This is a genomic window from Streptomyces megasporus (assembly GCF_000718985.1).
Taxonomy (GTDB): domain Bacteria; phylum Actinomycetota; class Actinomycetes; order Streptomycetales; family Streptomycetaceae; genus Streptomyces; species Streptomyces megasporus.
Map to the genome: position 1 here is coordinate 24,349 of NZ_JODL01000017.1, position 12,285 is coordinate 36,633.

Consider the following 12,285-nt stretch of genomic DNA (forward strand, 5'->3'; position numbering starts at 1 on the left):
GCCCTGGTCGCCGACGCCTACGGCCTGCCGTCGCCCACCAACAGCCGGCTGATGCGGTCCGGCGACACGGGCTTGGAGTAGTGCCAGCCCTGGCCGGTGTCGCAGCCGATCCGGCGCAGCCGGTCGGCCTGGGCCGGGCCCTCGACGCACTCGGCGGTGACCGTCAGACCGAGGTTGTGGGCGAGCTGGACCAGTGAGGTGACGATCGTCTCGTCCGCCGGATTGAGGGGGCGTGCGGCGCGGAATCCGCGGACGAACATGCCGTCCAGCTTCAGCCCGCGCACCGGGAGCCTGCTGAGGTAGGCGAGGTTGGAGTAGCCGGTGCCGAAGTCGTCGATCGCGATGCGCACCCCCATCGCGGAGAGCGCCTGGAGCGCCTTCAGAGGACGTCCCGCCGACCCCATCACCGCCGACTCGGTCAGCTCGAGCTGGAGCAGGCCCGAGGGCAGCCCCGTCTCCTGGAGGATCGTGGCGACGTCCGTCACCAGATCGGAGTCCCACACCTGGCGCACGGCCACGTTCACGCTGACGTACAGCGGCCGATCGGGGTGTTCGAGCTGCCAGCGGCGGGCCTGGCGGCACGATTCTGCGAGGATCCAGCGGCCCAGCGGCACGATGGCGCCGTTCTCCTCCGCGAGCCCGATGAACCGGTCGGGGCCGAGCGTGCCGAACTGCGGGTGGCGCCAGCGCACCAACGCCTCCACCCCGGCCAGCGACTCGTCGTGGAGGGAGACGATCGGCTGGTACTCCAACGCGAACTCGCCGCGCTCCAGCGCCGGGCGCAGCGTGCTGGAGAGCGCCTGGCGGGTCATCCGGTGGGCGTTGCGCTCGGGGTCGAAGAGAGTCCAACGAGCCTTGCCGTCCGCCTTGGCCCAGTAGAGCGTGGTGTCGGCGGCCTGCATCAGCTCCGTCGCGGACGTGCCCGCGGCGGGGCGCTCCACCACGCCGATGCTCGCGGAGACGGCGAGCCGCTGTCCCGCCAGGTCGAAGGGCTGCTGGAGCGCGGCCAGCACCTCCTCGGCCAGCTCGGTCAGCGGTTGCGTACCGGTGGACGCCTCGGCGAGCAGGGCGAACTCGTCGCCGCCCAGTCGGGCCACCAGGTGCCCGCCCGGCTCGGCGCACCGGCGCAGCCGCCGGGCGACCGCGCTCAGGAGCAGATCGCCGACGCGGTGGCCGAGGGTGTCGTTGACGGCCTTGAAGCCGTCCAGGTCCAGGTAGCACAGCCCGATCCGGCCGGTGGTGGACTCCGCGAGCGCACTGGACAGCCGCTCGAAGAACAGGGCCCGGTTGGGCAGCCTGGTGACCGGGTCGTGCATCCGCAGGTGGCGCAGTTTCTCCTGGAGGTCGCGGCGCTCGCTGACGTCGGCGACGGAGAGCAGGGCGGTGCCGCCCCGCTTCCCGGCCCGTCCCGCGGACCGCCCGGTGGGCACCACGGTGACCTCGGCCCACAGCGAACGGCCGTCCCCGTGCTTGAGGCGGCGCGTGCAGCTCATCTCCTCGCTGCGCCCCTCCAGGACGGCCTGGCAGTCCTCGCGGGCGCGGTCGTCGAGGCCGAGCCCGGCCAGGGCGGTGACGGGGGTGCCGGTGAGCTCGGCGGTGGGGGAGCCCAGCAGCCGGCCGAGCGCGTGGTTGGCGGCCAGGACGCGCCCCTCGCCGTCGATCACGGCCATCGCGAGCCGGGCGGCCTCGAAGGCGGTGCGGAACGCCGTCGGATCGGGGGCCGTGCCAGGGGCCGGAACGGGGGCCGGATCGGGGGCCGCACCGAAGGTCGCGCCGGAAGGAGGGCCCGGGGGAGCGCCGGGCGGAACGTCGGGGGAGGCCGGGGGTCGGGGCCCCGAGGGGTGATTACCGTCGGTCACGGTCGGCGCCGCCGGGTCGGGACTGTCGTCCGGCCGTGCGCCCGGTCCGTCGAGGGGTCCATTCACCGATCGCTCCCGCAGGGGACTCGTCTGACGCGGACGACCCGGGCGGTGGGCCGCCGCTCTCGCTGGGGCATCCGCCCTGGAAATGTGGCGATCATAGAGGCTTATCGGGCAGCCCAGCCAGTGTCCCGCGACGTGTTCGAGGGCCATGTGGCGGAGTCTGCGGACGCCCTTTCGAGTGGCTGATCGTTCCTGCGCGACAGCTTTGCGTCAACGACCGATGATGACCGATTGTTACGCAGGGTGATGCTGTGGGGGGTCACTCGTACGGCGCAGCGGAACGGGGCACGCGGGGGTCGGAAGGCACACAGTGGGTGCCGTGCCCCCGAACGGGCACCGTGCCCCGACACCACGCGGGAGGACGATGTGCGGAGCAGGCACTGGGCCGATCGGACCGACGGGGAGCGGGGGCGCGCCCCCCGGCCGGGGGGCTTCTGCGCCGGCCCGCGGTTCCGCAGGGTCGGGGCGGTGCTCACCTCGCTCTCCGCGCTGATCGGGACGAGCCTGGTCACCGGACCGGTCGCCATCGCGGCCGGAGCCGACTCCTGCGCCCTGGAGCGGACCGACATCCACCACTCCGAGGGACTGGACACCTGGCACCCGGACTACCCCAGGCCCGCCCGAACGCTCGACGCCCTGATGATCTTCCTGGCCTTCCCCGAGACCCGGCCCGGCACCACCCCCGACCGGCTCGTCGCCGACTACTTCCCCGAGACCGCCGAGTTCTTCGAACGCGCCTCCTACGGCACCTTCACGCTGCGCCCGCGCCCCGTGCTCCGCTGGTTCGAGATGGGGGCCGACTCGCGGGCGTACGGGATACAGCGCGACTGGGCGCCGGACCTGCGTGCCGCCTACCTCCAGGACGCCGTCACCGCCGCCGACCCGCACGTGGACTTCGGCGACTACGACATCGTCTACCTCGTCGCCGACCCCGACGCGCCCGGAGTGAACTCCGACGCCACCAAGGTCGTCAACCTCGACCGTCCCATCACCGTGGACGGCACCGAACTGCGCCGCGTCGTCACGGTCTTCGAGAAGCACCCGCCGGACCGCAACGTCCTCGCCCACGAGACCCTGCACCTGTTCGACCTGCCCGACCTCTACCACCAGCCCGAGGAGAACGACGGCGACTGGGACACCCACGTCGGCGACTGGGACATCATGGGCAGCCAGTTCGGACTGGCCCCCGAGCCCTTCGCCTGGCACAAGTGGAAGCTGGGCTGGCTGGACGGCCGCGGAATCGACTGCCGCGTCGAGGCCGGCACCACCCGGCACACCCTGCGGGCGGTCGGGGCCCCGAGCCGGGACGGCGCACTGCCCGGAGCGTCCGACACCCGACTGATCGTGGTCCGCACCGGCCGCGGCGAGGCACTGGCGATCGAGGCCCGGGAGCCGATCGGCAACGACGTCACCACCTGCACCAGCGGGGTGCTGGTGTACCGGGTGCGCGGCGACGTCGCCTCGGCACAGGGGCCCATCCGGGTGCTCGACGCCCACCCCGACAGCGGGGCCTGCCACCGACTCTCGGTCTATCCGCCGCTGGCCGACGCGCCGCTGGGCTCGGGGGAGAGCATGGAGGTGGACGCCGGCGGGGGCACCGTCCGGGTGTCCGTCGGGGACAGGACGGCGACGGGATGGAGCGTGGAGGTCTCCGTACGGGGAATGACGGACCCGTCCCTGTGACCGAAAAGGAAGGCCCTCGCTTTCGCGAGGGCCTTCCTTTTCGTCTGTACGCCGCCAGGGACTCGAACCCCGGACCCGCTGATTAAGAGTCAGCTGCTCTAACCAACTGAGCTAGCGGCGCCCGCTGACGTAGTAGACCTTAGCACCCTGCTCGGACGGAGCGGAAATCGATGATTCACGCCCGTGGCCGGCCCCCGTGTCGGCGTCGCGCGCGGCCCGCACACAGGCCCACAGCAGCGCGTCCGCCCCCGGCAGCCAGGGGTGGCGGACGTCCGGGGCGACCAGCCAACGGGTGCCGGCCGGACAGTTCTCGCCGGGCATCGGAGGGGGGACGGTCACGGCGTCTCCGAGGCCGTAGCACAGCAGTGGAGGGATCGTTTCCTCGGCGTGCCCCGCGCCGGCTCCCCCACCCGAACCCCGCCACTCCCGCCAGCGCAGCAGGGCGGGCAGTCGCTGGGCGGTGCCGGGCTTGGCGAACAGCAGCATCCGCCCGCCGTGGAGGGCGACCGGCCCGGTGCCCGGACCGGCGGTCCACAGCCGGTCCAGCATCCGGCGGCCGAACAGCGTGCCGACGCTGACCACGTCGAAGGCCGTGCCACAGGGCAGCACGCTCGGGGCGCCGGGGCGCACCGACCACAGGGCGTGGACGCTGCGCGGGAACGCGCTGGCGGACGCGAGCCAGTCGGCTCCGGCGGGAGTCACATACGCGGCGGTGTCGGTCATGCCACTCAGAGTCACCGACAGCCTGGGTACCGTCGCTGAAAACGACGGAAACCGAGACGCGGAGTGACGGCATCCGGTAGGGTTCGCCCTTTGCATATGCCGGAAGCCGTAGCCCCGGACATCCCCCGGGGGGATCATCACCGAGGGGTGCTGTCCGCCAGCAGCTCACGGCCGAACTCGATCATCTTGCGGGCGTAGTCGGCCGTCCACTCCGCCCGCTCGGCGATCGCCTCGTCCGTCAGTCGGTCGAAGCGTTTGGGGTCGGCCAACTGCGCCGCCGCGACGGCCTGGAACTCCATGGCCCGGTCCGCCGCCGCCCGGAAGGCCGTCGCCAGCTCGGTGGCGCGGCCGAGCAGCTCGCCCGGGTCCTCGATGGACTCCAGGTCGAAGAAGTGCTCGGGGTCCGCCGCGGCCTCCGACGGTTCGAAGAGCAGCGGCGCGGGCCGCATGCGGCGCGGCTCGCCACGAGACTCGGAAGCCGGGTTCGGCTCGGTCATGAAACCACCTCCGTCGGTCGTGGACAGCGTTCCATTGTCCTCCTTCTCCCATCCGGACGGAGTCCGCCCGCGCGAGCCCGCCGGCGCGGGCGGACTCACCGGGCTCACCAGGGGACGGCGTGGTCCGCGAGATGGGCCAGGACCGCGTGGTTGGCCTCCCAGCCGTCCGGGAACCTCACCTCGACGCCGAGCCGGACCGGCTCGGCCGAGGGGTGCTCGTCCAGCAGCTCGGCCACGCCCGCCCGGCAGACCACCACACAGGCGTGCCGGTGGCGCGAGGCCAGGACGCACAGCCGGCCCGTCTCCAGGTGGAACGCCGTGGCGTCCGGGCGGCCCGACAGCGGGTGGAGGACCACCGTCACGTCGAACTCCCGCCCCTGGAGCCGGTTCGCCGTGTCCACCGCGACCCCGGTGACGCCCAGGGAGGCCAGCGCCGCGCGGACCGCCGCCGCCTGGTCCCGGTGGGCGGTGCCCACCGCGATCCGGTCGGCGGTCACCGACGCGGGCTCCGGCGAGCGCTCGCCGAACGCCCTCCCGTCGCGCTCCAGCAGCCGCCGCACCACGGCCGCCACGGCCGCGACCGCCTCCGGGTCGGTGCGCGGGGTGTGGCGGGCGGGCAGCTCCAGCAGCCCCCACCCGGAGGAGGCCGCCTCGTCCAGCACCCGGTCCACGGACGAGCCGTCCGAGGGCGCCCGGAACTCCAGCCGCCGCTCACCGGGCCCGGTGCCGCTGCGGAACGGGGTGTACGGGTAGAACGCCCGCGACACCAGCGGCGCGGCGGAGGCCGGCAGCCGCCAGGAGACCGGCAGCCGGTGCACGGGCAGGTCCGGGTTGTGCGCCAGCAGCGTGGTCACCGCGCTGGCCGACGGGTCGTACGACAGCCCCGCCCACTGCTCGGCGGCGACCTGGCTGAACGGGTCGAGCTGACCCGGATCGCCGACGAACAGCGCGCGCTCGAACAGCCCGGCGACGGCCAGCAGGGCGTCGGACCGCATCTGGTACGCCTCGTCCACGATGGCCTGCTCCCACGGCCCCGCGCCCCTGACGTGCGCCCACTTCGCGGCGGTGGAGACCACCACGTCCAGCCCGGCCAGGTCCGCGACCTTCGCCGACTTCACCACCGAGGGGTGCCTGTCCAACACGGGGTCGTACGGCTGGGCCTCGCTGCTGTGCAGCCGGCCCACGGGCAGCTCCGGTTCGGCGGTCGCCAGCCGGTCCACGAGGTCGTCCACCTGGGCGTTGGTCTGGGCGACGATCATCAGCGGCCGTCCCGTCGCGGCCAGCTCGCGCGCCGCGCGGACCACCAGCGTGGTCTTCCCGGCGCCGGGCGGCGAGTCCACGACCACGCCACGGTGGGCGCCCGCCAGGGTGTCCCGCAGGATCGCCTCGGTCGCCGCGGCGGCGGCCGAGGCGGGATGCGGTTCGGTCGTCGTGGCGTGCGGCACGGCACCGGTCGCCGTTTCGGTCGCCGTGTCGGTCGCGGTGTCGGTCACAGCAGGTCCTCCGGCGTCACGGGATCGGGCGCGTCGAGGGCGTCGGGATCGGGGGGACCGCCGTGCGTCCAGGGGGTCTCCTCCGGGTCCGGCAGGTCCGGCCCGCCGCGCGGCGCGTGCTCGAAGAGCGTCCAGCACACCGTCTCGCCCTCCTCCGGCACCGACCCGGCCTCCGGTACCTTCCCCCGCCCCATGCCGCCGGTCAACCGGACGGTGAACAGCCCCGGCGCGGGGGAGGCGACGAACACGCCGGGCTGGGACTTCCCGCCCTCCAGGGCCCGGTGGACCCGGTCGCCCTCCTCCAGGTGCGGAAGGTCGTCGGTGCGGACCGTGACCAGGGGACGGGGCATCGGCCGCTTCCCCTCCGACCAGGCCGGCTCCACCCGGACGACCTCGCCCGCGAACGCCTCTCCGGACAGCCGTCGCTCGGCCATCACCAGCGGATCGTCCAACGCCTCCTGCGCGGCCAGCTCCGCCAGCGCCGTCTCCCGCGCGGCGAGCTTGCGGGCCGCCGTCACCGCGTCGTCGCGCCTGGGCTGCGGCGGTTCCCCCGCCCGCAGTCGGTCGCGGTGGGCGGTGTAGGACCAGCGGTCCCGCTTCCAGCGGTCGGCGACCCGGGCGCCGGGCGGCAGGGCGCGCAGCAGGTCCAGGGCCCGCCACACCGCGTCCCAGGTGGGCCTCAACTGGGACGCGACCAGCTCGCGGATCTCCTCCTCGGCCCCGGGCAGCCCCGCGTCGTGGCGGGCGATGGCCGGGGCCAGCCGCCGGTTGTCGAAGGCCGGGTCGGTGGCCGGACCCGCGGGCGGGGTGAGCGGCACCCCGTCACCGTCGCGCGCCAGCTCCACGCGGAGCGCGGCCTCGGCGCCCGAGGTGCCCTCCTCGGCCTCGATCCAGGCCAGCAGCGCGCCCAGGTGCTGGTCCTCCAGACGGCTCTGACCGGTGGCCCAGTGGCGGCCCAGCACCTCGGTCACGGCCAACAGCAGCGAGGAGCCGGGGACCCGTGCCCGCTCCCCGTAGTGGGTCAGCCACCGGCCCAGCAGCGGCAGCCGGGCCGGGGCCGGGTGGGGGCTGTCCGGCTCCTCCTCGGCGGTGCGGCGGAAACGCGTCGAACGGCCCAGCAGCCGGACGTAGGAGATCCCCGCCGTGTTCGGCACGATCAACTGTGGCGCGTCCGCGCACAGCTCGACCTCCACCTTCACCCGCTTCCCGGTCTCCGGGTCGGTCTCGGCGCGCTCCTGGAGCTCCACGGTGCCCTGGGCGGACTCCAGGTGAGGCAGGACGACCTCGGCCAGCTCGGCGAGGAAGGCGAAGCGCAGGGTGCGGTCGCGCGGCTGCGGCACGACCAGCAGACGCGGCGCGTCGCGGTCGGTCCCGACCAGCGCCCCCAGCGGGGCGCCGACCTCGCCGGCGGTGGTCAGCGGCACCAGGACCATGGGCCGCTCGGCCAGGTGTCGGTGGCGGACCGTCGTCAGGGGGCGGGCCCGCCCGGTCGCGGCGGCCTCCACCCGGGCCAGCGTGGAGATCAGCGACATCAGGACCTCCCCGCCAGGGCCTCGGCCCGCAGCCGGGCCGCGCGGCGCAGCGCGGCGGCGGCCGGATCGTCCGGCGGGTCGTCCGATGGGTCGGTGCCGTCCCCACCGGAGAGGGACGCCGCCTCTCCGCGGGCCGCCGCCAGGACCGCCTCGACGGTGGTCAACCCGCCCAGCTCCCCGCGTGCCTCGCGGCCCAGGACCTCCACGGACCCCGCCGCCCGGGCGCGCTCGCGGCAGTGGAAGGCCAACTCGCAGGTGGACAGGCACTGTGGCGCGTAGGCCGCCGGAAGGCGCCGGACGGCCTCGGCCAGTTCGTCGGCCGGTCGGGCGGGGTCGAAGGTGACGCCCTCGGGCAGCGCGGCGGCGATCTCCTCCAGCCGGGTCAGCCGGGCGAGCTGCCGCCGGGTGGTGGCCAGTTGCCTGCGCAGGTCGACGGCCTCGGCGGTGGGCAGGTTGGAGAAGTCCTTGGGGCAGACCAGCAGCATCCGCTCGTCCACCCGGCCGCCGAGCGCCTGGAGGGCGAGGGCGTAGACCGCCGCCTGCCGGGCCGCGGCGCCGACCTTCGTGGGATCGGCGGCGCCGTCCAGGATCGGGAACGACTTGATCTCCACGACCGTCCAGCGTCCGTCGGGATGGACGGCCACCGCGTCGGGCTCCAGGTGGACGGGCGACCCGGCGACCTCCAGCCTCACCATCGGGTGGTTCAGCAGGGCCCAACCGCCCTCGGCCGTGGCCCGTTCCAGGGCGAGCCGGGTGCGCTCCGCGCGTCCGTCCGGCCCGGACGCCGTCAGGTCGGGGACGGCCACCTCGCCGGGTTCGGGGGCCGGGGTGCCCGCCGTGCCCGTGCGCGCGTGGACCAGGCGCATCAACTCGGCACCGCCGTCGCCCTTCACCCGGGCCTCGAAGGCGTGGCCCCGGGCGAACGCGAACTGCGACTGTCCGAAGGCGGCGGGGGAGCCCAACTTCTTCGCCAGCGCGCCCTTGTCCACCCCGGCGCCGTCCAACAGGGCCCGGCGGCGGCAACCGGGGTTGGCGGCCAGAGCGGCGAGCGCCCGCGCGTCGAGAGGACGTGGCGCCACGTCGGCGCCGCGCAACTCGGCGAGCCGCCGGCGCAGTGCTGTCGTCGAGGGGCTGTCGGGGATGTCGCTCACCCGGGGAAGTGTGGCATCCGGTTGTGACACTCGTGGAGTTGAGGCCCCCGGAACGGCCGGGTGCGACGATGTGCGGACGGTACCGCTCCGCCCGAGGCGGGGGCGGGACCCCGCGACGAGACCTCCCGAAAGGACCCGAGATGGAGCCGCGCATCCTGCTCGTCCGGCACGGCCAGACCGAATGGTCCAGGTCCGGCCGGCACACCGGCCGCACCGACGTCCCCCTGCTCGACGAGGGGCGCCGGGCGGCGACGAGGCTGGGGGAGCGGCTGCGCGGCGCGCCCTGGAACGGGCTGTCCGACCTCGAGGTCCGCACCAGCCCGCTCGCCCGTGCCCGCCTGACCTGCGAACTGGCGGGCTTCGGCGACCGGGCCCGCGAGTGGGACGCGCTGCGGGAGTGGGACTACGGCGCGTACGAGGGGCTGACCACGCCCGACATCCGCGAACGCCTGGGAACGGACTGGGTCATCTGGCGCGACGGCGTGGTGGACGGCGAGAGCCTGGCCGACCTCGCCGCCCGTGCCGACGAGGTGGTCGCCTGGGCGCGGGCGGAACACCGGGACGTGCTCCTGTTCGCGCACGGTCACCTGCTCAGGGTGCTGGGCGCGCGCTGGTTGGGGGAGGACCCCGCCTTCGCGATGCGCCTGCGCCTCGATCCGGGAGCCCTGTCGATCCTGGGATGGGCGTACGGGGAGCCCGCGCTCGAACGCTGGAACGACACGGGTCATCTGGAGTGACGGGCCGCAGCGCGGCGTCGACACCGATCCGACGGATCGTCAGGTAGGGCGGGCGGCGGCGAGTTCGGCCTCCCCGGCCCGCCCGGTGGTGGCGCCCGGGGCCGGACGGTGAGTCTCGGACGGACGCGGAAACAGGGCGCGAATGAGCGTCCAAGGGCGTTCCCTCCCCGTCGTACGCCCCCCGTCCGCGCGCGGTGCGCCCGCGGACGACCTCTCCGGGCTCGAAGCCCGGATCGGTGGGCGAACGGTCGGGACCACGCGGGGGAACACCCGCGCGCAGGCGTGGTCGGGACACCGGTCCCTCGGCCCCCCGCCCGCCCGCGGCGAGGGCGACGGTGACCGGCGCCAGGGTCGGGACCACACCCACTGCCGCGCGGCCGATACGGCCTGTTATGCCGACAAACGGGATATCCCACACGTGATCCGCCGCGCATCGCCATCCTTTGCGGCGGCATCACGCCGTAGCGGTTGACAGGGCGGCTCGTTGCACTCTGTACAGCGACCGCGGAGGAGGGGTTTCCCTTGCTGGACACCGGTTACGGAACCGGCAGCCGTCCGACGACCGCCCGGCGCCGCCCCGAGCCGGCCGACGGCGCCGAACCGGCGGAGGCGCCCTGCGACCTGCCCTGCGACCTGGTGACCGTGCCCGCGCGGCAGGGCCTGGAGGCCGTGGACATCCTGCGCCTGCGCCACAGCGTCGGTCCGGTGCTGCACGACGCCGCGGGCGACACCCTCGGCTTCCTGGTGCCGCCCGGCACCGCCGACGACTGGGACCTGCCGGGCAGCGTCTGCGCCCCGACCCACCGGCGAGTCGGCCCCCTGGCCGACCCGCCGGTCGCCGGCGCCGGGTGGCTGGTGCCGCCGGAGAGCGCGCACACCCGGGTCACCGAACCGGCGCGGCTGCGCGCCGCGCTGGGCGAGGCGGCCCGCACGATCGCCGCCGCCGAGGGCCGCGTCCGGGGCCGTCCCCGGAGCCCCGCCTGAACCCCACCCGCGGGCCCGCCCGGCCCGTGGGAGCGATACTGGTCCGTGTGGCGAGGAACGGACGGCGACGCGAGGGCGGCAGGCGGACCAGGGAACCGGTGAGCGAACCGGTCGACGGCGGGCTGGCCCAGCTCCTGCCGGACCCGGACCGGCCGCGCGCCTGGACCCTGCTCCTCGACGGCGCCCCGCAGTCCCACGTGGACCTCGACGACCCCGCGCACCTGGACTTCGAGTACCAGCGCAGGCTCGGCCACCTGATCGACCTGGCGGCCCCGCCCGGCCGGCCGCTGCGGGCGCTCCACCTCGGAGGCGGCGCGCTCACCCTCGCCCGCTACGTCGCCGCCACCCGGCCGCGCTCCACCCAGCAGGTCATCGAGGTGGACGCCGCACTGGTCGCCCTCGTCCGCCGCGAGCTGCCGCTGGAGGGCACCTGGCGGATACGGGTGCGCGCCGGCGACGCCCGCGCCGGGCTGGCGAGGATTCCCGACGGCTGGGCCGACCTGGTCGTCGCGGACGTCTTCAGCGGGGCCCGCACCCCCGCCCACCTGACCAGCGTCGAGTTCCTCGCCGAGATCCGTCGCGTGCTGTGCCCCGGCGGGCTCTACACCGCCAACCTCGCCGACGGGCCGCCGCTCGCCCACCTGCGCGCGCAGGTGGCCACGGCCGCCGGGACGTTCCCCGAGCTGTGCCTGGTCGCCGACCCCGCCGTGCTGCGCGGACGGCGCTTCGGCAACGCCGTCCTGGCCGCGTCCGACCGGGAGTTGCCCATCGCCGAACTCACCCGGCGCGCGGCCGGCGACCCGCATCCGGGCCGGGTCGAACACGGCCGGACGCTCATCGACTTCACCGGCGGAGCGACCCCCGTCACGGACGCCACCGCGACCCCCTCGCCGCAGCCGCCCGCGCGGGTCTTCCACCGGCGCTGACCGAAGCCGTCACCGGCCCCGCGCCCTCCACCGCGGAACCGCCGCCGGCCCCGAGGCACCTTGCTCAGCCGCCGTGCTCGTCGATCACCACTCGGGGCGGGGTGCCGTTCCACATGCAGAAGACGGTCGACGCCTCGTCACCGCGGGTGAAGGTGACCCGTATCCACTGACTCTCCCGCCAGACCCGCATCTCCCACCCGGCGTGGGGCGTGGCGGACACCAGCGTCGCCGAGTCCGGTCCCAGGTCGAAGGCGACCCGGCCGCCGCGGAGGTTGTGGCTCTCCACGTTCCCGGACGGGGCGTCCGAACGGTCCCGTGACGGCTCGTCGGCGGTGCGCGAGGGCGTGGCGGAGGGGGAACCCCGTGGAGGTTCGGGGGATTCGGCGGGGCGGGAGGAGTCGGAGGGTCTGGGACGACGGGTGGAGGCCGTCCTGGGTTCGGCGGTCGGGGACGGCGAGAGCGACGGCGCCGGCTGCCCGGAGATGGTCGGGACGCGCGGCGGATCGTAGGAGGTGCCCGACACCACGGTGTGCACCCCGTACCAGGACAGCGTCACCCCCGCCCCGGTGGCCAGCGCCCACGCTCCCACGTGGACCAGTCCTCGTCGCATTCCGCGCACCTCACCCGTTCTCCTCGC

11 protein-coding genes and 1 tRNA gene are annotated in these 12,285 nt (G+C 75.0%); 4 read left to right on the top strand and 8 right to left on the bottom strand.

Annotated features, from left to right (window positions below; translation table 11 throughout):
* Positions 1-17: 17 nt before the first annotated feature.
* Positions 18-1,925: a putative bifunctional diguanylate cyclase/phosphodiesterase gene (locus tag IF47_RS0116280; protein ID WP_245641137.1), complete on the bottom strand. Its 1,908-nt coding sequence runs from the start codon at positions 1,923-1,925 to the stop codon at positions 18-20.
* Positions 1,926-2,288: 363 nt separating this feature from the next.
* On the opposite strand from IF47_RS0116280, the gene IF47_RS0116285 reads away from it, so the two are divergent.
* Complete coding sequence (locus IF47_RS0116285; protein WP_425423598.1) at positions 2,289-3,605, top strand: M6 family metalloprotease domain-containing protein; 1,317 nt, start codon at positions 2,289-2,291, stop codon at positions 3,603-3,605.
* Between the two features lie 47 nt (positions 3,606-3,652).
* On the opposite strand, the gene IF47_RS0116290 is transcribed toward IF47_RS0116285, so the two are convergent.
* The 6 genes from IF47_RS0116290 to IF47_RS0116315 all read right to left on the bottom strand — a co-directional run bounded on the left by IF47_RS0116290 (position 3,653) and on the right by IF47_RS0116315 (position 9,001).
* Positions 3,653-3,726 (bottom strand) — tRNA-Lys (locus tag IF47_RS0116290).
* Positions 3,717-4,328: a bifunctional DNA primase/polymerase gene (locus IF47_RS29530; RefSeq protein ID WP_078591885.1), complete on the bottom strand. Its 612-nt coding sequence runs from the start codon at positions 4,326-4,328 to the stop codon at positions 3,717-3,719. Before IF47_RS29530 ends, IF47_RS0116290 begins: the two co-directional genes overlap by 10 nt.
* A gap of 137 nt (positions 4,329-4,465) precedes the next feature.
* Positions 4,466-4,825, bottom strand: a complete 360-nt coding sequence (locus IF47_RS0116300; RefSeq protein ID WP_031509521.1) for a hypothetical protein — start codon at positions 4,823-4,825, stop codon at positions 4,466-4,468.
* A gap of 104 nt (positions 4,826-4,929) precedes the next feature.
* Positions 4,930-6,270, bottom strand: coding sequence for an AAA domain-containing protein (locus tag IF47_RS0116305; RefSeq protein ID WP_031509522.1), 1,341 nt, complete (start codon positions 6,268-6,270; stop codon positions 4,930-4,932).
* 44 nt (positions 6,271-6,314) lie between these two features.
* On the bottom strand, positions 6,315-7,850 hold the full coding sequence (locus tag IF47_RS0116310; RefSeq protein ID WP_031509523.1) for a hypothetical protein: 1,536 nt from the start codon (positions 7,848-7,850) through the stop codon (positions 6,315-6,317).
* Entirely contained in the window at positions 7,850-9,001 is a 1,152-nt protein-coding gene (locus IF47_RS0116315; protein ID WP_425423599.1) for a hypothetical protein, read from the bottom strand. Before IF47_RS0116315 ends, IF47_RS0116310 begins: the two co-directional genes overlap by 1 nt.
* Positions 9,002-9,141: 140 nt before the next feature.
* On the opposite strand from IF47_RS0116315, the gene IF47_RS0116320 reads away from it, so the two are divergent.
* The 3 genes from IF47_RS0116320 to IF47_RS0116330 all read left to right on the top strand — a co-directional run bounded on the left by IF47_RS0116320 (position 9,142) and on the right by IF47_RS0116330 (position 11,648).
* Positions 9,142-9,738: a histidine phosphatase family protein gene (locus tag IF47_RS0116320; protein WP_031509525.1), complete on the top strand. Its 597-nt coding sequence runs from the start codon at positions 9,142-9,144 to the stop codon at positions 9,736-9,738.
* Between the two features lie 522 nt (positions 9,739-10,260).
* Positions 10,261-10,722 carry a hypothetical protein gene (locus IF47_RS27900; RefSeq protein ID WP_031509526.1) on the top strand — a complete coding sequence of 154 codons (462 nt, stop codon included), beginning with the start codon at positions 10,261-10,263 and terminating at the stop codon, positions 10,720-10,722.
* A gap of 47 nt (positions 10,723-10,769) precedes the next feature.
* On the top strand, positions 10,770-11,648 hold the full coding sequence (locus IF47_RS0116330) for a spermidine synthase (protein WP_031509527.1): 879 nt from the start codon (positions 10,770-10,772) through the stop codon (positions 11,646-11,648).
* 64 nt (positions 11,649-11,712) lie between these two features.
* On the opposite strand, the gene IF47_RS0116335 is transcribed toward IF47_RS0116330, so the two are convergent.
* A complete protein-coding gene (locus IF47_RS0116335; protein WP_031509528.1) occupies positions 11,713-12,258 on the bottom strand; it encodes a hypothetical protein in 546 nt (181 codons plus the stop codon).
* Positions 12,259-12,285: the final 27 nt, after the last annotated feature.